This window comes from Haloferax denitrificans ATCC 35960 (assembly GCF_000337795.1).
GTDB classification, from domain to species: domain Archaea; phylum Halobacteriota; class Halobacteria; order Halobacteriales; family Haloferacaceae; genus Haloferax; species Haloferax denitrificans.
This window is the reverse complement of the sequence record NZ_AOLP01000011.1, coordinates 338,288-360,360: the sequence shown is the minus strand read 5'-3', so window position 1 is coordinate 360,360 and position 22,073 is coordinate 338,288. Positions and strand designations below refer to the sequence as shown.

The following is a 22,073-nucleotide window of genomic DNA, read 5'->3' as shown; positions in this document are numbered from 1 at the left end:
CCGAGGTATCGCCCCGAACTATCGCAATCGACGACGACACGCCTCCCTCTGGCGGGCTGACGCTCCACCATGGTCGGTGAGTCGTTCCTCGCCGGTCGGTATCGGAACACCGCCCTGTTCGTCCTCTTGGCCGCGCTGTGGGGCGGGACCTACCCCGCGGTGACGCTCGGTCTGGGGTCGTTCCCGCCGATTCTGTACGCCGCGCTCCGGCTCGACATCGGGGCGGCGCTCCTGTTTCTGTACGCGGGGTGGCGAACCGACTACTGGCGACCCCGAACGAGCCGCGATTGGACGGTCGTCGCCCTCGCCGGCCTCCTGTCGCTCGCGGGCTACAGCGTCCTCCAGAACGTCGGCCAACAGACCGTCCCGAGCGCGGTCGCGTCGGTGCTCGCGGGGCTGATTCCGATACTGACCGTCGGCTTCGCGAAGCCGTTTCTCCCCGACGAGCGGTTCGGCCCGGTCGAGCTCCTCGGCGTCGCCGTCGGCTTCCTCGGGTTGGTCGTCATCACCGACCCGGAGCCGTCGAACCTCCTCGGTGCGAACGCCGCGGGGCAGGCGATACTGGTGCTCGCCGCGGCCTCCTTCGCGCTCGGCGGCGTGCTCACTCAGCGAATCGACGCCGAGATGCCGTTCGCCGCCCAGACCGCGTGGGCGATGGTCGTCGGGGCCGCCGCGACCCACCTCGCCAGCGCCGCGAGTCCGACAGAGTCGCTGGCGCAGGTCGACGTGTCGCTCGCGGGCGTCGCGGGCCTCGTCTACCTCGGCGTCTTTGCGAGCGCGGCCTGTTACCTGCTGTACTTCTCGCTTCTCCCGCGCCTCGGCTCGGTCGAACTCAATCTCGTCACCTACGCCACCGCCGGCTTCGGGGCGGTGTACAGTTGGCTCCTGTTCGCGGAGCCCGTGACCGCGGCCACGCTCCTCGGCTTCGGGCTCGTCCTCCTCGGCTTCGGCCTGCTCAAGTGGGAACGACTCGGCGCGGCCTACCGGGGCCGGCGTCGCGGCGTCGAGTCGGACTGAGAACTGACGCTGGAGCACACCGACGCTCAGGAGCGCCACGGCAACCGCCGCGGAAGCCGCAGGAGCCGCGAGTCGAACCGGTCCGTCTTGAGCAGTCCGACGCCGAACAGCGCCGCGACCGCGACGGGAATCCAGTTGCCGAACCACGCGTTGATGCCGCCCCAGAGGATGACGAAGCTCACGAGGTCGTCGAGCATGAACTCCGTGCGGTCGAGGCGGGCGAGAAGCGCCTCGCGGTCGAACGACCAGTCGAGCGCGACGACGGCGACGGTCGCGCTGACGACCCATCCGGCGTAGTTCGAAAGCGGGACGCCGTAGAACAGCACTGCGTCGTCGCCGAGGCGGTAGTACTCCCAGAAGCCGAGCGCGACCGCGCCGGGGTCGAGCACCACGTCCATGGCGAGGACGGCCGCGATGACGACGCCGAGGCGGACGGCCCCGTTGCGGGCGCGGTCGCCCAACAGGAGCAGACACAGCAGGTAGGCGTTCATCACGAGCGGGATGAAAAACACCGGGAGCCCGACGGGAACCCCGGCGACCGTCGGCCCGAGGTCGACGCCGTAGTGGAACCAGCCGTACGGCCAACCCGTGGTGACGCCGGTGTACTCGATGGCGTAGGCGTAGGCGGTGAGCGCGCCGACGCCGAGGGCGGCCCGCCGGGTCACGAGCGGGAGGACGCCCACGATGAGCGGCGAGCGCATCACGAGCGTCCCGAGGAGGATGAGAAACGCGTTGAACGCGAGCGGGTCGGGGAGCCACCCCATCGCGCTGGCGACGAGGAGCACCGCGCCGTTCAGCGGGAAGAACACCGAGATGGTAAATCGGTTGTCGCGCACGAGTCGGTCGAGCGCCTCCTCGGCGTCGTCCCGTGTGGACGGCAGGCGCGCTCGCAGGTCGCTCACGCTCACGGGCGCACCCCCGGGGACTCGCGTTCACCCATAGACGAGCCTCCAGAGCGCCCCGAGGGTGATGAGCATGCCGACGACGGTGTTGATGACGGGGTACCACCAGTACGCCCGGTCCACGTCGACGCCGGCGGCGACGATGCCGAGGACGACGACCGGATAGGCCGCCAAGAGCGCGCCGAGTCGGAGGTCGACCGCGGCGAAGGCGACAGCGGCGAGCGCCCACGTCGCGGCGCAGTACCAGTAGGTCCGGCGCTCGCCGAGGGCCGTCGCGGTCGTCCGAATCCCGGCCTCGCGGTCGGGTTCGATGTCGGGAATCGCGGAGAACGTGTGCATCCCCATCGTCCAGAGCCACGCGCCCGCGACGGCGAGCATCGGCGGGTTCGACCCCGAGACGGCCGCGTAGGCGGCGACGCCCGGCAGGACGTACAGGCCGTTCGACACCGAGTCGAAAAGCGGCGTCGTCTTGAACCGAAGCGGCGGCGCGCTGTACTCGACGGCGAGGAAGAAGTGCGCGGCGAGCCACGGCCACGCGACCCGCGGGACGACGGCGAACAGGCCGACGCCGAGCAGGCCGCTCGCGGCGACGACGGCGGTGTTTACCGGGTCGCCGCGCCAGCGGGCCTCGCGGTCGTCCTTCTTCGGGTTCGCCTCGTCCACGTCGGCGTCGAACACGTCGTTGACGCCGTACAGAAAGACGTTCGCGGGGACGAGGAAGTACGCGAACAGGGCGAGCGGTTCGAGGCCGAACAGGTCGGCCGGGGCGCTCGCGGCGGCCGCGACGCCGACGACGACGGGACCGGCGAGGTAGAGCCAGAATCGGGGCCGCGAGAGGACCGCGAGGTAGACGAGTCGGTCGCGGAGGCCGCTGTCCCCTCGCCCGCCGCCGGGGGCGACGTCCTCCTCGCCCTTGCCGCCCTCGCCGCCTTCTCCCGCGTCGGTCTGTGCGGCCATGTCGGCGCTCACCTCGCGTCGTCGGCCATCTCCTCGGCGGTGAGCTGGCCGCTGATGAGACACATCGGGACGCCGATGCCCGGCGTGGTGAACGAGCCGGTGAAGTAGAGGCCGTCGACCGCGTCGGAGCCGTGGGGCGGGCGGAGGAGCGCCGTCTGGAACAGCGTGTGCGCGAGGCCGAGCGCCGTGCCCTGCGTGCTGTTGTAGCGCGATTTGAAGTCGTTCACGCAGAACGACTCCTCGACGACGATTCTGTCGCGGAGGTCGACGCCGGTGTTCTCGGCGATGTCGTCGAGGACGAGGTCGCGGTAGCTCTCGCGGAGTTCCGGCGTGTCGTCCAGCCCGGCCGCGATGGGGACGAGCGCGAACAGGTTGCTGTGGCCCTCGGGCGCGACCGAGTCGTCGGTCTTCGACGGCACACAGAGGTAGTACGCGGGGTCGTCGGGCCACGCGGGGTCGTCGAATATCGTCTCGAAGTGGTCGTCCCAGTCGGTGGGCAAGACGAGCGTGTGGTGGGCGAGTTCGTCCACGTCGCCCTCGACGCCGAGGTAGAGCAGGAACGCCGAGGGGGCGTACGTCCGGGAGTCCCAGTAGTCGGCGTCGTACTGGCGCTTCCTCTCGGGGAGGAGTTCCTGTTCGGTGTGGGCGTAGTCGGCGTCGGAGACGACCTGGTCGCAGAGGAACTCGCGGCCGTCCTCGGTGCGGACGGCGAACCCGCCGCGGCGACCGGCGATTTCGGCCACGGGCGATTCGGTGTGGAACTCGACGCCCAGCTCCTCGGCGAGGTCGACGATGGCGTCGACGACGCCCGCGAGGCCGCCGTCGGGGTAGTAGACGCCCATGTTGAAGTCGACGTGGCTCATGAGGTTGTAGAGCGCCGGCGTGTTGTTCGGCGCGCCGCCGAGGAACACCAGCGTGTACTGCATTATCTGCTGGAGCTTCGGGTGGTCGAAGTAGTTCTCGACGTGGTCCTGCATCGAGCCGACGAGCGACAGCCCCCACGAGTACCGGAACACGTCGAGGTCGATGTAGTCGGTGAGGTCCGGGCGGTCGGTGTAGACGAAATGTTCCATCCCGATGCGGTAGTTCCGCTCGGCCTTCCGGAGGTAGTCGTCGAGCCTGTCGCCCGCGCCGGGCTCGTAGGACTCGAAGGTGGCCTTGTTGGCCGCGAGGTCGGGGAGCATATCGACGCGGTCGCCGTCCTTGAAGAAGATGCGGTAGTGCGGGTCGAGTCGGGTCAGCCCGTAGTAGTCCTCGGGCCGCTTTCCGAAGTAGGCGAAGAAGCGCTCGAACACGTCGGGCATGAGATACCACGACGGCCCCATGTCGAACCGGAAGCCGTCGCGTTCGAGCGTGCTGGCTCGGCCGCCGAGCTGTTCGTTCTTCTCCAACAGCGTCACGTCGGCACCGGCGTCGGCGAGATAGCACGCCGTCGAGAGGCCGCCGAACCCGCCGCCGATGACGACGACGGACTCCCCGGCGAGAGAGTCGAGAGCCGAGACAGAATTCATGTCCGTTCGTAAGGACGTAGAGGACATAAATCGACTGACCGAACCGACCGCCGTCGGGGGGTAGCTTTAGGCTCGGTCCAGCCGTACGGCCCCGCATGAACGACACCACCGCGGTGGTCACGGGCGCGAGTTCCGGCATCGGCGCGGCGGTCGCGCGCGCCCTCGGTCGCGCCGGCGCGACGGTCGTCGTCTGCGCCCGCGACGCCGACGCCCTCCAGTCGGTCGTCGACGACATCGAGAGCGACGGCGGGACCGCCAGCGCCGTCCGCGCCGACGTGCGCGACGAACTCGACATGGAGCGCCTGATGGAGACGGCGGCCCGCGCCGGCGGGCGCATCGACGCGGTCGTCGCCAACGCCGCCGTCGCCCACGGGACGCCCGGCGAGATGCCCGCGCCCGAGGAGTCCTACGCGGCGTTCGACGACACGCTCCGAACCAACGTCCGCGGCGTCTTCGCGGCGGTCAAAGAGGCGCTCCCGCACATGGCCGACGACGGGCGAATCCTCGTCCCCTCCGGCTCCGTCGCCCGCGAGGCGAAGCCGGGGATGGGCGCGTACGCCGTCTCGAAGGCGGCCGCCGAGGCGCTCGTTCGGCAGTTCGCCGCCGACTGCGACCGGACCGTGACGGTCGTCGACCCCGGCCTCGTCGCCACCGACCTCACCGGCGGGCAGGGCCGCGACCCCGACGACGTGGCCGGCCTGTTCGTCTGGGCGGCGACCGACGCCGACCCCGCCGAGTTCGACGGCGACATCGCGGACCTCAAAGCGTGGAAGCGCGCGACGCGCTGAGGCCCCGTCGCGTTTCGACCCCCGCGTTCCGCCGGAACCGCGCCCCTTATTAATCCGAACCAGTTCGTTCATAATATGAACCGTTCGACGGCCATCGGCGCGGGGAGCGTCGTGGCGCTCGTCGCGCTCTCCGGATACGCCGCGAGCGCCGGGGCGTGGAACCTCCTTATCGTCTCGTGGGCCGCCTTCGGCGCGATGGCGCTTGCCGCACCACTCGGTGCGCGCAGTCGGACCGAACACGCCGAGGGACTCGTCTGGGGCTACGGCCTCGCCAGCGGCGCGATGGTGACGAGCGCCGCGGTGTTTCTGGTCCCGCAGGCGCTCGGCCACCACACCCAGTTCGGCGGCTTCGGCATCGCCTTCGGCATCCTCGCGGGCTTCGCCGCCCACACCGTCGGCCACCGCTTCGCCCACATGGAGTTCCCCGTGGACCGCACCGTGACCGAACTCTCGGCGCACGCCGTCTCCGCGGGCGCGATTATCGGTATCGTCTACGGGAACATCGACGTGGGCGTCGGCCTCGGCCTCGCCATCGTCTCCCACAAGGGACCGGCCGGCTACGCCGCCGCTCGCCGGCTCTCGGGACAGGACAAGTCGGTCGCCCCCCTGCTTCTTCCCGCGGCGGGCCTCGGCATCGCCGCTATCGTCTCCAGCGCCGTGTCGCTCCCGGCGACCGACGCCTTCCGCGGCCTCGTCTTCGGCTTCGCCTCCGGCGTGTTCCTCCACGTCGCCATGGACTTCCTCCCGCGCTGTGAAATCGGAAGCGAGATTCACGAACTGCTGTCGGTCGAAGACGACCACGCCCACGCGATTCTCGACCGCCTCCGGGTCCACGCCGCGCTGAGCACCGCCGTCGGCGGCCTCGCCGTCTTCGCCGCGTGGCTGGCGCTCAACTAGTCTCTCATTCGCTCGCCGGGCCGAGGTAGCCCCACGCGAGCAGTCGGTCGCCGTCACCGTCTATCCAGCGCTCGCCGATGTCGTCGCGGTAGTACAGGTTCGGAATGACGATGTTGTCGACGCGGTCGTACGCCTGTCTTCTCGCCTCCTGCATCGTCTCGCCCTTCCCGGTGACGACGAGCGGGATGCCGCTCTCGCCGGCGGCGCGCCACTGCCCGTCGACGAGTTTCGCGTCCTCGATGTGGACGCCCTCGCGGCTGTCGGTCTCGAAGACGACCGCCGCGTTCCGCGAGTTCTCGTCGTAGGTCTTCTCGTCGGTAAAGGGGAACGGCGGCAGGACGATGCGGACCGCGATTTGGTAGCCGCCGTGGACCGAGAGGTCGGGGTCGTTGCCGTGGGCGAGGTCGTAGAAGAACTGCGCGGTCGACGACTCGAAGGACTCCTCTTGGAGCGTAATCGTCGGGTAGCCGAACCGCGGGGTGAACTCCAGCGGGTAGATGCCGTGTTCGTTGACGATGCAGTTGATGTCGATGCTCCCGACGTAACCCTCCTCGGCGAGCCACGGTTCGAGCCGGCCCAGCGTCTCCTCGAACAGCCGGTTCCGCCCGGCCCAGAACATCGACGTTCCCATCTCGCCGGTCGAGGGGCCGATGTTGCCCGGAAACAGCTTCTTGTGCTCGAAGTTGAAGTTCACCGAGTCGACGAACCTCTCGCCGTTGAAGAAGCCGCAGACCGCGATTTCGACGCCCTCGACCTTCCGCTGGAGCTGAAAGCCCTTCATCCGGTGGCCCCACGCCTGCTTGTACGCGCGGAGCACCTCGACCACGTCGCTCCCGTCGTCCTCGTTTCCGACGTAGAGGAGTCGCTTGACGTTCTGGACCTCGCCGAGCGGTTTGATGACGTAGGGGGCGCGGTTCCGCCGGACGTACTCGATGCCCTCGTCGAAGTCGCGGAAGACGCGCTGTTCGACCGTGTCCACGCCGTGGGACTCCAGCACGTCCATGGCGTAGCCGCGGTCCTCTTCGAGGCGGTCGGTGTTCGGCGTCCCGCCGACGACGGCGTGTCCCTCCTCGCGGAGTTCCTGTGCCAGCGCGCCGGTTCCGATGTCGGAGCCGACCCAGATGTCGTCGAAGACGATGACGTCGGCCCAGTCGACCTCCGCGCGCCAGTCGTCGGTCTTCGTGACGAAGCCGTCGCCGATTTCCCTGTCCCGCTCGGCCTCGATGTAGTACCGCACGTCGTGGCCCTCCCTGTGGACCTGCCACGCGAGGTCGGTGATGAGCGCGGCGTCCGCCGACACGAAGAGGAAGTTCATAGCCAACGACTCGGGCGGCGGCCTGAAAACTGTATGCGTGGTGAGAGGTAGCGCGGACCGCTCAGTCGCTCGTCAGCCGGCGAAGCTGAACGGAGACGCCGAGCGCCGCCCCGAGGAGCAACACGAGGTTGAACGCCGCCTGGAACGGCGCGCGGTACTCGGGGTTCACCCACGTCGTGATGGTCTGGCTGGCGTTGAGGTAGAACTGGAGCGCCGCGATGAGCGCGAGCAACAGCAGTCCCGCGAGCACCGCGTAGTCGAGGTAGCGGCGCATCCGCTCCGCGAACTCGCGGTTCTCGGTTCCCTCGTCGTCGGTCGCCCGCGTCTCGTCAGTCGGAGACCGGTCTCCGTCCGTCCGCATCTCGTCGCTCATTTCGACCACCTCCGGGCGACGAAGACGGCCGCGAGCAGTCCCACGACCGCCACGAGCGGGCCGAAGCCCGGTGCCGCCGAGGAGGTCTCGGTCGGCTCGTAGCCGGTTTCTCGCGGCGCGTCGCCGCCGTTGCCGTTCTCGAAGTCTTCGACGCGGAGTTCCACGTCCTCTCTGGTCTGGTTCACGCTAATCGTCCTCGTTGGGTTCAGGTTCGCCGCGCCGCGGGCGGTGTCGATGACGACCCCGTCGCGGAGCAACACGGCGTCGATGTAGTAGTTGTAGTCGTTCGGGACGCTCGCCGACGCGTCCACCGTCTCGGTCCGGCCGGCCTCGATGGTCCCCGCGTCGACCGTCGTCCGCGAGGCGACGATGTTGGACTCGGCCTGCCGGAGCACGAACAGCACCGAGAGCTCTTCGGCCGGGTCGTCGCCGGCGTTCGTCAGCGTCGCCGTCAGGTCGAGCGTCGTCCGGTCGTCGCCGGTCTCCGCGATGGCGAAGGAGACGGGCGGGAGCGCCTCGCTGTCGGTGAACGAGGTGGTCGACCGGAGGTACGGCGGCTTGATGGCCGAGACGCCGCGGACGCTCTTTCGCGCCTCGTCGACCCGCTCGTCGTCGCTGTAGAGGACGACCTCGACGTCGTAACCGCCCTCGCGGGGGACCGTGAGGTTGGTCGTCGTCGCCGTCTCACCGTCCTTTGAGAGCGTTCCCACGTCGATTTCCTGCGTCGTCGTCAGCAGTCCCGACTCGGCGTCGACGGCGCGGACGAGGACGCTCACGTTCTCCGTTGGGTTGCCTCGGTGGTCGATTCGCGTCTCGATTTCGAGGGTGACCGTCTCCCCCGTCGCCTGCCCGGCCGCGATGGAGACGCCGGCGACGTCCACCGGGCCGGGACGGACGGGGCCGTCGTCGGTCGGGTCCGCGACGACCCCCGGAACGACGGCGGCGGCGACGAGCGCCACGACGACGACGCCGACCGCCCCGGCGGTGAGGAGGGCGTTTCTTTCCATACCCGACTGACATTTACGATTGGGTAAATGTTTTGTCCCCGACGGGTCCGGAGAGCGGCCGACGCGACCGAGACGCCACGGCTGTGGGGGACCCGCTCGCCACCGGGAGTGTCATGGTAAGTGTGAACACACGCTTTGCCCTCGGAGCGCGTATCTCTCCTGTTATGTCGAAGGCGATGCAACAGGCGACGTGTTCGTGCGGGTTCAGCGTGACATCCGAGAACAGAAACGAGGTCGTGAAAGTGATTCAGGAACACGCCCACGACGAACACGGAAAAGCGATGACGAGAGACGACGTGCTGGCGATGATGAAGCAGGCCTGACGAGCGTGGTCGGGCGTGGATTTTTATAGGACGGCGTAGCGATATGTGGCATGGCAACATACGTTATCGGGACGAACTCGGTCCACACGAGCGCCGAAATCTGCGACTACCTCTCGCGGCGAATCGACGCCGGCGACGCGCTCCACGTCGTCAACTCCCACCGCGGCGGCGACGAGACCGACAGCGAGGACGTCCGCGACGGCGAGGACGCGCTGAACGTCGTGACCTCCCGGCTCGGCGACCTCGTGGACGTGGAAACGCACCAGTACATCCGCGGCAACGACCCCGCCGACGACATCCTCCGATGTGCCGACGAACAGGACGCCGACGAAATCGTCATCGGCGTCCGAAAGCGCAATCCGACCTCGAAAATCGTCTTCGGGAGCACGGCACAGGACGTGCTGTTGCACTCGAACATCCCGATGGCGGTCGTCCCGCTGGAAACGGTCTGACCGCCCGAAACGGCGCTCCCGACCGACTCAGTTCCCGCTTCGATACTCGACGAGTTCCATCTCGAACGCCGGCGTCTCGTCGCCTTCCTCCTCGTAGAACGCCACGTAGCCCGGCAACGGGCTCTCCGGGGTGACACAGCTCTCCCAGAAGACGCTCCCGTTCGTCCGGACGACGAACTCCGCACATTCGAGGCCGGCGTAGGTCGAGAGCGCCTCGACTTCGAAGCTCACGGTCCCGTTGGGGCCCGATGACTCCCAGCTGTCGCCGACGCTGAGGGTCTCGCCGTCGACGCCGCTGTAGTACGGCGAGTCGAACCCGAGGGTGGCGACCGACCCCGACGGGCTTCCGGCGAGTTCGCCGTACACCTCGTCCGGCGGCGCGGTCACGGTCTGTTCGCTCGTCGCGTTGGGCGTGACCAGTTTCGTTCGGACCGTCACCTCGTCGTCGGTCGCGGAGACGACCTCCCACTCGTAGGTCGCGGTGCCGTCGATGCTCGGACTCTCGATGTCGTAGCGGTAGTACTGCCCGGTACGGTACCGCTGGTCCCACGTTCCGTTGAACGTGACTGCGGAGCGTTCGGCGGCGGCGTCGCCGCTCTGGTCGGCCGACCCGCCGCCGGCGGTCGTCGTCACGTCTGTCGCGTCCGTCGCCGGTTCGGTTGCGGTCGTGGCGTCGCCGCCGACGCCGCCCCCGCACCCGGCGAGGAGAACCATGACCGCGGCGAGGAGCACTCGCACTGCGTTGGGTTGCATACAAAACACGAGAGACCACCCGGGGTCATAATAGACACGTCAGACGGCGCGACGCGGCGGCGCGGCGGAACGGGCAGGGGCGACCCGGTCAGTTGTCGTCGTTGTCGTCGTCGTTGTCGTCGTTGTCGTCGTCGGCTTCGAGCACCTTCTCGGCGAGCGTCGGCACGAACGTCCCGATGTCCGTGACCATGCCGATGGCCTGCGAGGAGCCGCGGTCCAGCAGTTGCGTGACGGTCGCGGGGTTGATGTCCACGCAGACGGTCTTGGCCGTCGACGGCAGGCAGTTGCCGACGGCGACAGAATGCAGGAGCGTCGAGAGCATCAGCACCATGTCGGCGCGGTGGGCCTGCTCGCGGATGGCGTTCTGCGCCTCGATGGTGTCGGTGATGGTGTCCGGCAACGGGCCGTCGTCCCGAATCGACCCCGCGAGGACGTACGGCACGTCGTGTTTCACGCACTCGTACATCACGCCCGATTCGATGAGTCCCTCCTCGACGGCCTCGGCGATGCCGCCGGCGCGGATGACCTCGCTGATGGTGTAGATGTGGTGTTTGTGGCCCTTTCGGGGATGTTCCATCGTCTCCATGTCCATCCCGAGGGAGGTGCCGTACAGCCCGCGCTCGATGTCGTGGGTGGCGAAGCCGTTGCCGGCCGAAATCATGTCCACGTAGCCCTCGCGGACGAGTTCGGCGAGGGCGTCGCCGCCGCCGGAGTGGATGAGCGCCGGCCCCGCGACGACGAGGACGTTCCCGCCGTCGGCTTTGGTCTCGCGGAGCGCGTCGGCGACCTCGCCGATGAGCGACTCCGAGGGGCGCTCCGAGGAGACGCCGCCCTGCATGAATCCGAAGGGACCGGAAGCGTCGCGGGGGCGCTCCGGCGGCTTGACGCGAATCCCCGCCTCGTCGGTGACGACGAGGTCGCCCTCCTCGATGCCGTTGAGGACCTTCGTGTGGGCCCGCGGGCCGTCGTCGGTCTCCTCGATGACTATCGCGCAGTCCATCTCGATGTTCTCGACCGGGAGCCACTCGCCGCGATACCGAACGTCGGTCGGGTGGTTCGTCGTCGAGTAAAAGCCCACGGGGACGACCCGGTCGGCCGGCGAGGCCTCGACGCGGGCGTCGACGGGGTCCGTGAGGTTCGCGCCGATTTGGTGGAGTTCGTGCAGTATCTCCTGGAGCGTCTCGCGGTCGTCCGCGGTCACCGACATCCGGCAGTAGGAAGGCTCGTCTTTCTGCCGGCCGACGTCGAACTGCTCGACGTCGAAGTCGCCGTCGAGGTCCATCACGATGCCCATGGCCTGTTGCATCATCCCCGAGTCGATGATGTGGCCGTCGAGTTCGACCGTGCGCGTGAACGTCATCGACGGAGAGACGGGGAAGGCGGCAAAGTGGGTTACGGACGCGACGACGCGAGGGGCGGAAAAAAGACGGATTCGGACGGCGTTCGGGTCGGGTTCAGAGGAAGAAGCTCTTGAACGTGTTGGCGACGGTCCAGACGATCTGGTCGACGGGGTGTCCTCGCTCGCCGTTGACGCGGATGCGGTCGTCGGAGAGGGCGCTTCGCACCTCAGCCATCGGCTCCGGCGACTCGGCGATGGTTTCGAGCGTCTCTCGGTCAGTCGTGATGCGGGTCGACGCCTCGCTGTCGGGGCCGGTCGACAGGTCTTCGATTCGCATGTCGTCTCGCACCGACGCCGAGAACACCCGGGTCTCGCTCCCGCCTTCGATGTAGACGTTCACCGTTCGCCCCGCGACGAGGCTTCGGGCGAACGAGACGTCTAACTCTTCGATGTTGTCGTTGTACAGCGCGACCCCCTCTTCGAGAAGCCGTTGTGTGTCGTCGTCGCTCGGCGTCTCCGCCTCCTGTGCGAACACGGGCGCGGATGCGGCCACCGCGACGAGCGCGACGGCGAGGAACAACGAGACGAGACGGGTGGATGTGGACATCTCTGCGTGTATAGGCCGGGTGAGGACATAATGGTTCGCGCGAGGATTCAACGCGTTGACGACTCCCGTCAGCGAACCGTTCGGAGGAACGACAGGAGGTGGCCGAACGTCTGTTCGAACGCCCGGTCGTAGTGGTCGAAGTGACCCGCGGGGAGTTCGACCAGCGTCGCGTTCGGAAGCTCGTCGGCGAGGTCAGCCACCGCGTCGGCGGGCGCGAGGTCGTCGCGCGTCCCCGAAACGAGGAGCGTCGGGCAGGTGACCGCCTCCGGGTCGGGAAGCGCCCGGTAGCGAAGCAACGAGAGGAACAGCCGCGCGGGCGTCTCGTCGCGCCACGCGCTCCCCGGCGGCACGAGCTCGCGGTAGGCGGCGCGCACGCCGGGGTCCTCGAAGACGGCCATCGACGAGCCGTCGCCGATGACCGGGACGCGATACGGGCCAAAGAACCGCGACTGGAGTCTGTCGCGGACGCCGGCGGCGACTGCGGCGAGCGTGCCTTTGACGCCGCGGCCCCGCGTGACGGCCGTCCCGTCGAGCATCGGATTTTGGGCGACGGCGGCGGCGACGCGACCGTCCTCGGCCGCCGCGCGGAGCGCGTAGCCGCCGGAGAGGCCCGCGCCCCAGAGCACGAGCGAGCGCGAGTCCACCTCGTCGCGCTCGCGGAGGCCGGAGAGCGCGGCGTGCCAGTCGGCCACCTGCGCGTCGGGCGCGACGAGGTTCCGAGGCTCGCCGTCGGAGTCACCGGTGTTTCGGTAGTCGAAGAGGAACGCCGCGTAGCCCGCCTCGGCCAGCCGCTCGGCGTAGGGGCGGAGGCCGAAGCGACGCTCCGCCGCGAGCTCGCCGGCCATGACGACCACCGGCGGCGACTCGACGCCGTCGGGGCGGTAGAGCCAGCCCGCGCAGTTCGTCCCCTCGCTGTCGAACGTCAGCGAGACGCGCGAGTACTCGAAGTGCGAGGGCCGGCGCGGGCCGCGCGCGGCGGGCGGCTCACCGCGGTGTCGCCACGCGCTCACGCGTCGCCCCCCTCGTAGAGGCTGTCGAGGACGCGTTGAGACAGTTCCTCGTCGTCCAGCGCGTAGTCGTTGTACGCGCGAATCCAATCGGCTTCGAGCGTCCACGTCGCCTGCACGTCGCCCTCGCTTCGGAGCACCGTCGCCTCGACGGTCCTCGGGTCGAACTCGTCGTCGCGGGAGAGGTCGAGGAAGGCGGTGACCGCGCGGCCGACCTCCCCGTGGTCGGGCTCGACGTCCGGGAACGCCGTGAGATAGGTCAGCGAGACGGGGTCGTCGAGCGAGACTGACTCGACGCTGATGCCGTTACCGCGGAGCGCCTCTTCGACGGCGGCCGCCGGTTCGAGGTCGTTCATACCACGGGCTACGACTGCCGGCGGCTAAACGTTTGCCGCGAGACAGGACACGCCCCCGCGGGTAGTCGACGGCCTCGACCCGGGTCGGCGAGGGTGAGACGACTCAGTCCGCGCTCGCGCCGGCCCGGCGGAGCGCGTCGTGGAGCGAAAACAGCGGCTCGATGTCGCCGGCGGCGTAGTCGACGAGGAGTCGAGTGAGCTCGGCGTGCGTCCGCGTGTGGTCGAGCCCCGCGACGACGCCCTCGACGTACGCCTCGCCCAGCGCCTCGCCGACGTGCGCCCCCTTGACGTGGGCGTCCTCGACGCCGAGGCGTTCGAGATAGCCCGCCGGGAGGTCGTAGTCGTCGTACCAGACGGTCGGCTGGTCGACGCCGGCTTCCTTGCACGCCTTCCACAGCGCCGGGATGTCGCGGTTCGGACGGACCGCCTCCGGGTACGCCTCGGCGGCGAGCCCCGCGAGGTCGACGTGGTCGGCGAACAGCGCGTCGACTCGGCGCGGCGCGTCCGCCCAGACGCCGGCGTCGGCGACGCGGTCGGCCCACGCGCGGAGGTGGTGTTCGTCGAAGTACTCGCCGTTGTACGTGACGACGCGCCCCCCGCGGGCCTCGCACCACTCGACGACCCGCCGAAGGAGGTCGGCCGTGTGTTCCAGCGACCAGTCGCCGTCGCGGAGGAGCACCTCGACTTCGACCTCGGTGTCGGCGTCGGTGGCACCGACGACGCGGTGGCCCAGACCGACCGCGACCAACTCGAAGTCGTCGGTGTTGCGGAAGTCGCTCGGCGGGCCGTTCGGGCTGGCCGTCTCGATATCGACCGCGAGTCGCCCCTCGTGCATACTCCGGTCTTCCCCTGCCGGGAGTCAAAAGTGACCGGATTGCCGACGGCGCGGGCGGCGTCCGTCGAGATAGCCGCGCCGCTATCCGGTCGAGCGCGGCAGAAATGAAGTGAAGTGGAAGTGACGGTCGCCGCGTCGCGCGGCGGCCGTCGAGCGCGTCGGTGCTCGCTATTCGGAGCCGAACATGTTGCGCATCATCGGGTGCATCTCCATGAGCTGTTCCTCCGCGATCTCCTCGTACAGCTTGTACGTGATGGAGACCGTGAGGAGCAGTCCCGTCCCGGAGACTGCACCGATGGTGCCGAGCATGTTCGCCATGACGGCGAGCAGGCCGACGAGCGCGCCACCGATGACGGTCACCTGCGGGATGTACCGCTCCATGACCTTCTCGATGACCTGCGGGTTGCGGCGGAAGCCGGGAATCTGCATCCCGGAGTTCTGAATCTGTCGCGCGGTCGATTCCGGACCCATGCCCGTCGTCTCGACCCAGAAGATCGCGAACACCGCGCCACCGACGATCATGAAGATCAGGTCGATGAGCACGCGGATGGCGATGTCGAGCGGGTCGGCCGACGTGAGACCGAGGAACCACATCCAGTCGGAGCGCGACTGGATTGGCGCGAGATAGTAGAACAGGCCGCCGGTGACCTGTCCGCCCGTGTACTGGCCGAGCCACGTTGGCATGCCAACCCACTGGCTGTTGAGGATGCGCCCGAGGAACTGGATGTTCGCCTGCAGGGCGCGAACGAGGATCATCGGCAGGACGCTCGCGTAGATGAGCTTCACGGGGAAGCGACCGCGAGCGCCCTTGACGCGAGCGTGCGAGAGGGGAATCTCGACGCGGACGCTCTCGGCGTAGACGACGATGCCGAAGATGAGCACCGTCGTGATGAGCGCGAGCAGTTGGCCCTGACCGAGGAAGATCGTCGACAGCAGGTCGGTCGGCGAGGCCGGCAGTTCGATGGCACCGGTGACGATGCCGATCCACGTCGGGAAGAACCCGGACGCGCCGCCGAGGCCCTGCCAGCTGAACAGCCCGCCGACGAGCTGTTGGCTGACGCCGGCGATGATGAACAGGCCGACGCCGGAGCCGACGCCCCACTTGCTGACGATTTCGTCCATGAACAGGATGAGGACGCCGCCGACGGCGATCTGCGCGAAGATGAGACTCCGAACGCCGAACGTCCCGATGCCGAGCGACGTCGCGACGGCCTGGTCGGCCGGCAGGAAGTTCCCTGCGAACACCATCGGCACCCCCGTCAGGACGATCATAGCCCCGACGAGCAGTTTCTGGAGGCCCTGATAGAGGACCTGATCGCGCGGGTTGTTGTCCGTGTCGAGTCCGAGCAGGTCAGCACCGCCGAGCAGTTGCAGGACGATGCTCGCCGTAACGATGGGACCGATGCCCAGTTGGAGCACCGAGCCCTGCTGGCCGGCCAAGATGGACCGGAACTGACCGAACAGGTCGTTCGCGGTCGCGGCGTCGAGGCCGAACAGCGTCACGTTCGTCAGGAAGAAGTACAAGACGAGGATGCCGCCGGTCCACCCGAGCTTCCGGCGGAACGGGACGTGTCCCTCCGGTCGGGCGACTGCGGGCATCCGCGAAAGCACTGGTTCGGCGGCGTCCTTCCATCCCATGATTTATTCCTCGTCGTCTTCGTCGGCGTCGGCCGATTCCTCGGCCTCGGCCGCTTCTTCAGCGCGTTCGGAGAGTTCGGCGTCGCCGCCTGCCTCTTCGATGAGTTCGACGGCACCGGCCGTGAAGGCGTCGGCGACGACGTGCAGTTCGTTGCGGACCTGCCCACCACCGAGCACCTTCACGACGTCGGCTTCCCAGCCGTCTTCGGCCACGTCGCGAGCGTCGACGACGTAGGTGTCGCCGTCTTTCTCGGCGACTCCGTCGGCCGCGAGGAGCGCCGCGTCCTCGTCGAGCTTCTGGATCTTGACTTCGGCGACGTCGTCCTGTAGGACGTCGGGTCGCTTGAAGCCGTGCTTGCCGAGCGGCTCGTAGTTGTGGAACTCGTGTTTGTCGCGTCCGGCGCGGCCGCGGCCGCCACGGTGACCGGCGCCACGCCGGTTCTTGTGGGTACCGCCGCTGTGCGTGCGGGAGCCGCGTTGGCGTCGCTTCTTGGACGTCATCGCATGTCCTCCAGGAGTTCGTCGATCTGTTCGGTGCTGTGCTTACCGAGCTGGCCACCTTCCTTGGTGACGTGCTTCTGTCCGCGGTGACCGCCGCGCGGCGGGTGCAGACGGAGCACGGGGGAGACGCCCTGCTTTCGCAGGGTCGTCTCCTCGTCGACGATGGCCTGCGCGAGCGCGGCCACGTCGTCGTAGTCGGTGTTCTCGGAGACCCACTCATCGGTGATGTCGCCGTCGCCCGACTCGGGCTCGGCGCGCGTGCTGATGAGGGTCTCGACGACGTCGACGCTCGGTTCCCCGTGCGCGACGAAGTCGTTGACCTTCGAGATCATTCCGCGGTAGGCGTCGTTCTCAGGCACGAACGTCGCGTGGTTCACGCGGTGGATGTTGAGCATCGTGAGCGTGTCGCGGACGTCCTGTGCGATGTTGACTTCACCGCGAAGCTGAACGATAGCCTGCATTATTCGCGCACCTCCTGACGGACTTCGCGAGCGCGCCGCGGCGTGCGGGACTGCGACGCGTTCTTGAGCGCGTTGTAGGTCGCCTTCGCGAGGTTGACCGTGGTCCGGGTGTTCCCGTCGCTCTTGGTCCAGGCGTCCTGGATGCCGGCGAGTTCGAGGATGTTGCGGACGGTCTCTGCGGCCGCGAGGCCGAGACCCTGCGGGGCGGGGATGATGCGGACCGTCACGGAGCCGGCCTTCCCCTCCGCCTTGCGCGAGAGGGAGTTGAGGCCGCCTGCGCGGTCTTCCCACGACCCCGAGCCGCGGTCTACCTTGATGATGTTCAGTTTCGCCACCTCGATGGCTTTCTGGATGGCACCGCCGACCTGATCGTCGCGGGCCTCTGCGTAGCCGAGGTAGCCGTCACGGTTCCCGACTGCGACGACACACCGGAACTTCACCCGGCGGCCGGAGTCGGTCATGCGCTGGACCATGTTGATGTCGAGTACCTCGTCGTCCAGTCCGGGAAGGAGCTGGTCGACGAGCTGGGGTTCCTTGAGCGGAAGTCCCGTCTCGAGCGCCTGGTCCATCGACGTGACGTCGCCGTTCTGCACCATGCGGCCGAGCCGCGTTCGCGGCTCCCAGCCGTTGTTATCTCTGCTCATTCGTCCTCCTGAAGGTTCCCGAGCACTTCGTCGAAGTGGTCGGGGAGGTTCGTGGCATCGAAGTCTCCACTGTAGAGCGGCTCGTCGAGCTGCTCTGCGTACTCGGCGATGTGGACACCGCGGTTGCGGTCCCAGTCAGCGAGCACTGCGTCGTTGTGGGGGATTTCGAGGCCAGCGTCGATAGCACCCTCCTGCACCGCGAAGACCTTGTTTCCGGGCGTGGCCGTGTTGAGGCCGATGTCGAGGACCGCTTCCTCGACGCCGGCGGCCAGCGCCCGCTTACCTGCCAGATACCCCGTGAGGTACGCGCTCGGGAGGTTGCCCGTGGGGGCTTCCCAGCCGTACTCGTCGAGGTCGGCAGAGGTCGCTGCAGCGTGGGTCTCGTCGCCCTGCGGGCCCGGAGTGACCAGCTGCGCCCTGACGTGCTTGTTGCTCACGCGAGCAACGAGGCGGGGCTTGCCCGATTTCAGCAGGCGCAACCTTTGATGGTAATCGGTCCGGACTTCGCGGCGACGCCGCATCGGAACCTTGTATCGTGGTCCGGTCGCCATTATTGAATCTCCACCTGGTAGTTGTTCTGAATGTACGCTTCGAGCCGGTCCACGCTATCGAATTCGCCACCGGACGCCTTGTTGTAGAGCGAGCGGTACTGGGAACGGTCAAGCGTTCCGTCCTCGCGAAGCTCCTTCAGGCGACGGCGCTGGGCGCGGATTCGGCTGACCCATGCGTCTTTCTTGTTCTGTCGAGCGCCGGAACGGCCCTTGCGGGAGCCGGCACCCTTGCGGTGACCGTAGGAACGCTTGGCGGCGCGCTCGCGTGCGCGACCCTTCGAGTTGCCCTTGGCGTCCTTGGCGCGAATCGTGCCCTCGTCGACGAGTTCACGGATGTCTTCGCGCGTGATGGCCTCCGCGATTTCGGACTGTTCCTCGGGGTCGAACCAAACTCGACCCTTGCCGACGTCGAGGACGTCGGCCGCCATTCGCTTCTGCGCTTTGAGGTCAGTCATCAGTTGTCCACCTCGACTTCGACGTAGGTGGGGTTGAGGACGCGAATCTCGCGGTCCTCACACGCTTCCTCGATGCGCTCGCGCTTGCGCGCGCCGACCGAGGAGGCGATGCGAACTGCCTGCGTATCGCCGTCGATGCCTTCGAGGTCGTCCGTGTTGAACACGCGGACCTCCTCGAAGCCCGACGGGTGAAGGCCGCGGGCGGCCTTCGGCGTGCGGTAGCCCGCCTCGACCTTGGGGCCCTTGCCCTTGATGCCGATACGCTGTTTGGAGAGACCGCCACGGGGGCGACGCCACGACTTGGGCGTGCGCTTCTTCTTGTGGTGGTCCTGCCGGTTGAACTGCGGCTTGCCCTCGCGGCGCTTCTGCGCCAGGGCTTCCGCGGTTTCGTCGTCGAGCTGGGGCTTCTTGTCCGCGTGACCGCGGGGCTGAAGCTCCGTCTCGACTTCTTCGGCTTCCTCTTCCTCAGGCTCGGCTTCGGACTCGTCTTCGACTTCGGCCTCGGCCTCGTCGGAGACCTCGAGGCCACCGACGTCGGCTTTGATACGCGCGGCGAGCGCGTTCCCGATGCCGTCGACCTCGGCCAGTTCGGACTGGCTCGCGGCCTGTACGTCGTCGACGCTCTCGAAGCCGGCTTCGCGGAGCGCGTCGGCCTTCGACGGGCCGACGCCGCTGATGTCTTCGAGTTCGGTGATTTCTTCCGACATTAGGCATCACCAGTCTGCGGTTTCTGGGTGATGTACACGCCGTCGGTGAACACGCGAGTGTCCTTGTCCTTGACGCGGGTGAGTTGTTCGATGTCGGCGGCGGTCTGCCCGACGTCCTCCTTGTTGGAGCCCGTCAGGGTGAGTTCTTCGCCGTCGACCTGTACGTCCGTGTCGCCGCGAATCTGCGCTCGTCGCGGGGACTTCTCGCCGAGGAAGTTCTTGATGACCACGTCGCTCCCTTCGACACTAACCTGCATCGGGAAGTGAGCGTAGTGGACTTCCATCTTGTACTCCCACCCTTCGGTCGCGCCGTGAAGCATGTTGTTCACGTGGCTCTCGAAGGTACCGATGGTCGCGTTGGTCTTCGCGTTCTCGACGTCGCTCTCGATGACGACAGCGTCGTCTTCGGCGGAGACCGTGACGTTCGGGTACCAGAGGCGCTTTGTGACGCTTCCGTTGGGGCCCTCGATGGTGAGCTCGAGGTTCTTGACCTCGGCGGATACCTCGTCCGGGATTTCGATTTCTATTCGGCTCATTGTTCTAGTAGACGTAGGCGATGATCTGGCCACCGATGCCCTTCTCGCGGGCCTCGTAGTGGCTCATGACGCCGTGGCTCGTCGTGACGATGAGCGCGCCGTAGTCACGGGCGGGGAGGAATCGCTTCTCCCATTTCTCGAAGTCGTCGGCTCCGGCGGAATACCGGGGCTTGACGACGCCACAATCGTTGATTGCGCCTTTCAGTTCAACCTCGAACAGACCGGCCTTGCCGTCGTCGACGAACTCGAAGCCGTCGATGTACCCGCGGTCGTAGAAGACCTCGAGGACGGAGCCGATGATGTTGGAGGCGGGCTGGATCTCGTGGGACAGGTGTCCGACGCTCTCGGCGTTGTCCACACCGGAAAGCGCGCTACTGAGTGGGTCGTTGTCAGCCATTTTATCGGTACTTCTTGAATCCCATCTCGCGGGCGATCTCTCGGAAGCACTGGCGGCACAGGTTGATGTCGTACTTACTGACAAGTCCCTGTTTTCGACCGCAGCGCCGGCACTCGTTCTCCTGGCCGGTGCGGCGGGACGCGTGCTCGCCCGTCTGTTCTGTTTCGCTATCGCTCATTCTTCAACCTCCACGTCGAACGTGGACTCGATGAACGCGACGGCGTCCTCGACGGTCATCCGGTGGGACGACGGAATCTGGCGGGAACGCTTGTCGCGCTTTTTCACTCGGTAGCCGGGGCGGACGAGGTTGACCGTCACGTCCAGCCCGTAGATACCGATCTGCGGGTCGTACTCCTGGCTCGGGAACTCCGTGTGCTCTTCGACGCCGAAGCCGAAGTTGCCAGTCTCGTCGAACGACGAGACCGAGAGGTCCGCGATGGGGAGTGCGGTTTCGAGGAACTCGACGGCGGTGTCACCGCGGAGGGTGACCTTCGCGCCGACGGGTTCGCCGCGGCGAACGCCGAAGTCCTGCGAGGCGCGGCCGGAGATCGTGCGAACGCTCTCCTGACCGGTAATCTCCTCGAGGATGTCCTCGGCCTTGGCGAGTTCGCGACCACCTTCGCCGACGCCCATGTGGACGACGACCTTCTCGATGCGCGGGTCGCGCATCGCGTGGAAGTCAGCCTCGCTCATTCGTCATCACCCGTGAAGTTCTCGTCGATGACGACGACGTACTGTTCGACCGTCTCGAACTCGCCGTCTTCGGTCTCGACGACAACGGAGTTGTTTCCGCTTCCGGGCGTGACGATGATCTCGGTGACCTCGCCGATCTCGCCGGCGTGCTGGCCGTTGACGGCCGTGACGAGTGCGCCTTCCTCGTAGGGGAAGTGCGCGACGACGTCCTTCGTCTCGTTGTCGACGACGATGGAGTCCTTGCCGCTGTACTCCGAGGCGTCCTCGACGATGAGGGTCGCTCCGTCGTGGAGCGTCAGCTGGAAGTCGCCACCGCTGACCTGCGTCTTGTTCACGATCTTGCCGAGACGGCTGGATGCCGAGTCGGCGTCGATGGGCGTCAGCGCCAGGCGGCCTCCCTCGTCGGGGAAGACGCGGTAGTACTCCTCTCGCTGGACGAACGCCAGGATGTCGAACATCCCGATGGGACGGCGGACGTCGGAGGCCACGTCGCCGTTGACCAGAATACTCTGGTGGTTGAGGGCGTACTGGGCCTCCTTCTTCGAGTCAACGTAGCCGAGCACGTCGCGCAGGACGATGATGAGGGGAACCCCCGCCTCGCCGTGCGGACCCGCTCCGGCCTTGACCGTGAACGTGCCTGTCTTGCGCTCGACCGGCCAGGACTTCGGTACGGACAGTCGCTTCTGGTGTCGAGTCATTCGTTATCCTCCTTGAGTCGGGCCTCGCGCACGTCGTCTTCGAGGTCCAGTTCCGTCACGCGGACGTTACTGGCCTGAAGGGGGCGTGGGGCCTCCTCGCCGTCGGCTTTCTCAACGGTGACGCCGTCGACGTAGATGACGGCGTCCGTGAGGTCGACCTCGGTGACTTCGCCTTCGTCGCCGGCGAAGTCGCCGCGGAGCACCTCGACCGTGTCGCCCGCGTTGACGCGGACGTTACGGTTGCCGTACTCCTCGCGGAGGTCGGCCGACAGCGGTGCGCGGACCTGCTTTTGCCGCTCGTGGAGCGGCGCGTCGCGAATCTGGGTTCGCTGTTTGCGCGGTTGTCGAGTCAT

At 67.6% G+C, this 22,073-nt stretch carries 30 protein-coding genes; 5 read left to right on the top strand and 25 right to left on the bottom strand.

The genetic code is table 11. From position 1 onward, the window contains the following. Positions 1 to 69 precede the first annotated feature (69 nt). Complete coding sequence (locus tag C438_RS11755) at positions 70 to 1,017, top strand: DMT family transporter (protein ID WP_004969616.1); 948 nt, start codon at positions 70 to 72, stop codon at positions 1,015 to 1,017. 26 nt (positions 1,018 to 1,043) lie between these two features. Here C438_RS11755 and cruF read toward each other — a convergent pair whose 3' ends face one another. The 3 genes from cruF to C438_RS11740 are packed head-to-tail and all read right to left on the bottom strand — an operon-like array spanning position 1,044 to position 4,387. Further along, complete coding sequence (cruF, locus tag C438_RS11750; protein WP_004969615.1) at positions 1,044 to 1,925, bottom strand: bisanhydrobacterioruberin hydratase; 882 nt, start codon at positions 1,923 to 1,925, stop codon at positions 1,044 to 1,046. A gap of 24 nt (positions 1,926 to 1,949) precedes the next feature. Continuing rightward, positions 1,950 to 2,888, bottom strand: a complete 939-nt coding sequence (locus C438_RS11745; RefSeq protein WP_004969614.1) for a prenyltransferase — start codon at positions 2,886 to 2,888, stop codon at positions 1,950 to 1,952. After that, complete coding sequence (locus tag C438_RS11740; protein WP_004969613.1) at positions 2,885 to 4,387, bottom strand: phytoene desaturase family protein; 1,503 nt, start codon at positions 4,385 to 4,387, stop codon at positions 2,885 to 2,887. Before C438_RS11740 ends, C438_RS11745 begins: the two co-directional genes overlap by 4 nt. A 95-nt stretch (positions 4,388 to 4,482) precedes the next feature. On the opposite strand from C438_RS11740, the gene C438_RS11735 reads away from it, so the two are divergent. Together C438_RS11735 and C438_RS11730 are read left to right on the top strand one after the other, a co-directional pair. Continuing rightward, positions 4,483 to 5,175 carry an SDR family NAD(P)-dependent oxidoreductase gene (locus tag C438_RS11735; protein WP_004969612.1) on the top strand — a complete coding sequence of 231 codons (693 nt, stop codon included), beginning with the start codon at positions 4,483 to 4,485 and terminating at the stop codon, positions 5,173 to 5,175. Between the two features lie 75 nt (positions 5,176 to 5,250). Then, entirely contained in the window at positions 5,251 to 6,072 is an 822-nt protein-coding gene (locus C438_RS11730) for a hypothetical protein (protein ID WP_004969611.1), read from the top strand. Between the two features lie 4 nt (positions 6,073 to 6,076). Here the strand turns inward: C438_RS11730 and C438_RS11725 are convergent, their stop codons facing one another. The 3 genes from C438_RS11725 to C438_RS11715 form a co-directional block, all read right to left on the bottom strand. Then, positions 6,077 to 7,387 (bottom strand): phosphoribosylamine--glycine ligase, encoded by a 1,311-nt coding sequence (locus tag C438_RS11725; RefSeq protein WP_004969610.1) that lies wholly within the window; start codon positions 7,385 to 7,387, stop codon positions 6,077 to 6,079. Positions 7,388 to 7,448: 61 nt separating this feature from the next. Then, positions 7,449 to 7,760, bottom strand: a complete 312-nt coding sequence (locus C438_RS11720) for a hypothetical protein (RefSeq protein WP_049917985.1) — start codon at positions 7,758 to 7,760, stop codon at positions 7,449 to 7,451. Continuing rightward, complete coding sequence (locus tag C438_RS11715) at positions 7,757 to 8,767, bottom strand: DUF7490 domain-containing protein (RefSeq protein ID WP_004969608.1); 1,011 nt, start codon at positions 8,765 to 8,767, stop codon at positions 7,757 to 7,759. The genes C438_RS11720 and C438_RS11715 overlap by 4 nt, the downstream gene beginning before the upstream one ends. Positions 8,768 to 8,931: 164 nt before the next feature. On the opposite strand from C438_RS11715, the gene C438_RS19110 reads away from it, so the two are divergent. Both C438_RS19110 and C438_RS11710 read left to right on the top strand, forming a co-directional pair. Next, positions 8,932 to 9,090 (top strand): DUF1059 domain-containing protein, encoded by a 159-nt coding sequence (locus C438_RS19110; RefSeq protein ID WP_160166869.1) that lies wholly within the window; start codon positions 8,932 to 8,934, stop codon positions 9,088 to 9,090. A gap of 50 nt (positions 9,091 to 9,140) precedes the next feature. After that, on the top strand, positions 9,141 to 9,542 hold the full coding sequence (locus C438_RS11710) for a universal stress protein (protein ID WP_004969607.1): 402 nt from the start codon (positions 9,141 to 9,143) through the stop codon (positions 9,540 to 9,542). 27 nt (positions 9,543 to 9,569) lie between these two features. Here C438_RS11710 and C438_RS11705 read toward each other — a convergent pair whose 3' ends face one another. From C438_RS11705 to rplX, 19 genes are all read right to left on the bottom strand, one after another. Further along, a complete protein-coding gene (locus C438_RS11705) occupies positions 9,570 to 10,274 on the bottom strand; it encodes a hypothetical protein (RefSeq protein ID WP_004969606.1) in 705 nt (234 codons plus the stop codon). Between the two features lie 109 nt (positions 10,275 to 10,383). Further along, positions 10,384 to 11,655, bottom strand: coding sequence for an ornithine cyclodeaminase (locus C438_RS11700; protein WP_004969604.1), 1,272 nt, complete (start codon positions 11,653 to 11,655; stop codon positions 10,384 to 10,386). A 94-nt stretch (positions 11,656 to 11,749) separates the two neighbouring features. Then, positions 11,750 to 12,241, bottom strand: a complete 492-nt coding sequence (locus C438_RS11695; RefSeq protein ID WP_004969603.1) for a hypothetical protein — start codon at positions 12,239 to 12,241, stop codon at positions 11,750 to 11,752. Between the two features lie 68 nt (positions 12,242 to 12,309). Further along, positions 12,310 to 13,251, bottom strand: a complete 942-nt coding sequence (locus C438_RS11690) for an alpha/beta hydrolase (protein ID WP_004969602.1) — start codon at positions 13,249 to 13,251, stop codon at positions 12,310 to 12,312. Beyond that, positions 13,248 to 13,604 (bottom strand): hypothetical protein, encoded by a 357-nt coding sequence (locus C438_RS11685; protein WP_004969601.1) that lies wholly within the window; start codon positions 13,602 to 13,604, stop codon positions 13,248 to 13,250. Before C438_RS11685 ends, C438_RS11690 begins: the two co-directional genes overlap by 4 nt. 103 nt (positions 13,605 to 13,707) lie before the next feature. Further along, positions 13,708 to 14,439, bottom strand: coding sequence for a hypothetical protein (locus C438_RS11680; RefSeq protein WP_004969600.1), 732 nt, complete (start codon positions 14,437 to 14,439; stop codon positions 13,708 to 13,710). A gap of 168 nt (positions 14,440 to 14,607) precedes the next feature. Next, positions 14,608 to 16,077, bottom strand: coding sequence for a preprotein translocase subunit SecY (gene secY / locus C438_RS11675; protein WP_004969599.1), 1,470 nt, complete (start codon positions 16,075 to 16,077; stop codon positions 14,608 to 14,610). Positions 16,078 to 16,080: 3 nt separating this feature from the next. Next, entirely contained in the window at positions 16,081 to 16,578 is a 498-nt protein-coding gene (locus C438_RS11670) for an uL15m family ribosomal protein (protein ID WP_004969598.1), read from the bottom strand. Further along, complete coding sequence (locus C438_RS11665) at positions 16,575 to 17,039, bottom strand: 50S ribosomal protein L30 (RefSeq protein ID WP_004969597.1); 465 nt, start codon at positions 17,037 to 17,039, stop codon at positions 16,575 to 16,577. The genes C438_RS11670 and C438_RS11665 overlap by 4 nt, the downstream gene beginning before the upstream one ends. After that, entirely contained in the window at positions 17,039 to 17,683 is a 645-nt protein-coding gene (locus tag C438_RS11660) for a 30S ribosomal protein S5 (RefSeq protein ID WP_049917983.1), read from the bottom strand. The genes C438_RS11665 and C438_RS11660 overlap by 1 nt, the downstream gene beginning before the upstream one ends. Further along, positions 17,680 to 18,234: a 50S ribosomal protein L18 gene (locus C438_RS11655; protein ID WP_004969595.1), complete on the bottom strand. Its 555-nt coding sequence runs from the start codon at positions 18,232 to 18,234 to the stop codon at positions 17,680 to 17,682. The genes C438_RS11660 and C438_RS11655 overlap by 4 nt, the downstream gene beginning before the upstream one ends. Then, on the bottom strand, positions 18,234 to 18,689 hold the full coding sequence (locus tag C438_RS11650) for a 50S ribosomal protein L19e (protein WP_004969594.1): 456 nt from the start codon (positions 18,687 to 18,689) through the stop codon (positions 18,234 to 18,236). Before C438_RS11650 ends, C438_RS11655 begins: the two co-directional genes overlap by 1 nt. Continuing rightward, positions 18,689 to 19,396, bottom strand: coding sequence for a 50S ribosomal protein L32e (locus C438_RS11645; RefSeq protein WP_004969593.1), 708 nt, complete (start codon positions 19,394 to 19,396; stop codon positions 18,689 to 18,691). The genes C438_RS11650 and C438_RS11645 overlap by 1 nt, the downstream gene beginning before the upstream one ends. After that, positions 19,396 to 19,932: a 50S ribosomal protein L6 gene (locus C438_RS11640; RefSeq protein ID WP_004969592.1), complete on the bottom strand. Its 537-nt coding sequence runs from the start codon at positions 19,930 to 19,932 to the stop codon at positions 19,396 to 19,398. The genes C438_RS11645 and C438_RS11640 overlap by 1 nt, the downstream gene beginning before the upstream one ends. Positions 19,933 to 19,936: 4 nt before the next feature. Continuing rightward, entirely contained in the window at positions 19,937 to 20,329 is a 393-nt protein-coding gene (locus C438_RS11635; protein ID WP_004042581.1) for a 30S ribosomal protein S8, read from the bottom strand. Position 20,330: 1 nt separating this feature from the next. Continuing rightward, complete coding sequence (locus C438_RS11630; protein WP_004042587.1) at positions 20,331 to 20,507, bottom strand: 30S ribosomal protein S14; 177 nt, start codon at positions 20,505 to 20,507, stop codon at positions 20,331 to 20,333. Further along, positions 20,504 to 21,022, bottom strand: coding sequence for a 50S ribosomal protein L5 (locus tag C438_RS11625; RefSeq protein ID WP_004969589.1), 519 nt, complete (start codon positions 21,020 to 21,022; stop codon positions 20,504 to 20,506). The genes C438_RS11630 and C438_RS11625 overlap by 4 nt, the downstream gene beginning before the upstream one ends. Further along, on the bottom strand, positions 21,019 to 21,720 hold the full coding sequence (locus C438_RS11620; RefSeq protein WP_004969588.1) for a 30S ribosomal protein S4e: 702 nt from the start codon (positions 21,718 to 21,720) through the stop codon (positions 21,019 to 21,021). Before C438_RS11620 ends, C438_RS11625 begins: the two co-directional genes overlap by 4 nt. After that, complete coding sequence (rplX, locus tag C438_RS11615) at positions 21,717 to 22,073, bottom strand: 50S ribosomal protein L24 (RefSeq protein ID WP_004969587.1); 357 nt, start codon at positions 22,071 to 22,073, stop codon at positions 21,717 to 21,719. The genes C438_RS11620 and rplX overlap by 4 nt, the downstream gene beginning before the upstream one ends.

What these genes read in the sequence shown, in the direction of transcription:
- C438_RS11665 (WP_004969597.1), bottom strand. Translation starts at nt 17,039, where the DNA reads ATGCAGGCTATCGTTCAGCTTCGCGGTGAAGTCAACATCGCACAGGAC.
- C438_RS11740 (WP_004969613.1), bottom strand. Translation starts at nt 4,387, where the DNA reads ATGAATTCTGTCTCGGCTCTCGACTCTCTCGCCGGGGAGTCCGTCGTC.
- C438_RS11755 (WP_004969616.1), top strand. Translation starts at nt 70, where the DNA reads ATGGTCGGTGAGTCGTTCCTCGCCGGTCGGTATCGGAACACCGCCCTG.
- C438_RS11725 (WP_004969610.1), bottom strand. Translation starts at nt 7,387, where the DNA reads ATGAACTTCCTCTTCGTGTCGGCGGACGCCGCGCTCATCACCGACCTC.
- C438_RS11685 (WP_004969601.1), bottom strand. Translation starts at nt 13,604, where the DNA reads ATGAACGACCTCGAACCGGCGGCCGCCGTCGAAGAGGCGCTCCGCGGT.
- C438_RS11635 (WP_004042581.1), bottom strand. Translation starts at nt 20,329, where the DNA reads ATGGCTGACAACGACCCACTCAGTAGCGCGCTTTCCGGTGTGGACAAC.
- secY (WP_004969599.1), bottom strand. Translation starts at nt 16,077, where the DNA reads ATGGGATGGAAGGACGCCGCCGAACCAGTGCTTTCGCGGATGCCCGCA.
- C438_RS11700 (WP_004969604.1), bottom strand. Translation starts at nt 11,655, where the DNA reads ATGACGTTCACGCGCACGGTCGAACTCGACGGCCACATCATCGACTCG.
- C438_RS11680 (WP_004969600.1), bottom strand. Translation starts at nt 14,439, where the DNA reads ATGCACGAGGGGCGACTCGCGGTCGATATCGAGACGGCCAGCCCGAAC.
- C438_RS11640 (WP_004969592.1), bottom strand. Translation starts at nt 19,932, where the DNA reads ATGAGCCGAATAGAAATCGAAATCCCGGACGAGGTATCCGCCGAGGTC.
- C438_RS11630 (WP_004042587.1), bottom strand. Translation starts at nt 20,507, where the DNA reads ATGAGCGATAGCGAAACAGAACAGACGGGCGAGCACGCGTCCCGCCGC.
- rplX (WP_004969587.1), bottom strand. Translation starts at nt 22,073, where the DNA reads ATGACTCGACAACCGCGCAAACAGCGAACCCAGATTCGCGACGCGCCG.
- C438_RS11660 (WP_049917983.1), bottom strand. Translation starts at nt 17,683, where the DNA reads ATGAGCAGAGATAACAACGGCTGGGAGCCGCGAACGCGGCTCGGCCGC.
- C438_RS11620 (WP_004969588.1), bottom strand. Translation starts at nt 21,720, where the DNA reads ATGACTCGACACCAGAAGCGACTGTCCGTACCGAAGTCCTGGCCGGTC.
- C438_RS11655 (WP_004969595.1), bottom strand. Translation starts at nt 18,234, where the DNA reads ATGGCGACCGGACCACGATACAAGGTTCCGATGCGGCGTCGCCGCGAA.
- C438_RS11650 (WP_004969594.1), bottom strand. Translation starts at nt 18,689, where the DNA reads ATGACTGACCTCAAAGCGCAGAAGCGAATGGCGGCCGACGTCCTCGAC.
- C438_RS11730 (WP_004969611.1), top strand. Translation starts at nt 5,251, where the DNA reads ATGAACCGTTCGACGGCCATCGGCGCGGGGAGCGTCGTGGCGCTCGTC.
- C438_RS11720 (WP_049917985.1), bottom strand. Translation starts at nt 7,760, where the DNA reads ATGAGCGACGAGATGCGGACGGACGGAGACCGGTCTCCGACTGACGAG.
- C438_RS11710 (WP_004969607.1), top strand. Translation starts at nt 9,141, where the DNA reads ATGGCAACATACGTTATCGGGACGAACTCGGTCCACACGAGCGCCGAA.
- C438_RS11670 (WP_004969598.1), bottom strand. Translation starts at nt 16,578, where the DNA reads ATGACGTCCAAGAAGCGACGCCAACGCGGCTCCCGCACGCACAGCGGC.
- C438_RS11645 (WP_004969593.1), bottom strand. Translation starts at nt 19,396, where the DNA reads ATGTCGGAAGAAATCACCGAACTCGAAGACATCAGCGGCGTCGGCCCG.
- C438_RS19110 (WP_160166869.1), top strand. Translation starts at nt 8,932, where the DNA reads ATGTCGAAGGCGATGCAACAGGCGACGTGTTCGTGCGGGTTCAGCGTG.
- C438_RS11735 (WP_004969612.1), top strand. Translation starts at nt 4,483, where the DNA reads ATGAACGACACCACCGCGGTGGTCACGGGCGCGAGTTCCGGCATCGGC.
- C438_RS11625 (WP_004969589.1), bottom strand. Translation starts at nt 21,022, where the DNA reads ATGAGCGAGGCTGACTTCCACGCGATGCGCGACCCGCGCATCGAGAAG.
- C438_RS11695 (WP_004969603.1), bottom strand. Translation starts at nt 12,241, where the DNA reads ATGTCCACATCCACCCGTCTCGTCTCGTTGTTCCTCGCCGTCGCGCTC.
- C438_RS11715 (WP_004969608.1), bottom strand. Translation starts at nt 8,767, where the DNA reads ATGGAAAGAAACGCCCTCCTCACCGCCGGGGCGGTCGGCGTCGTCGTC.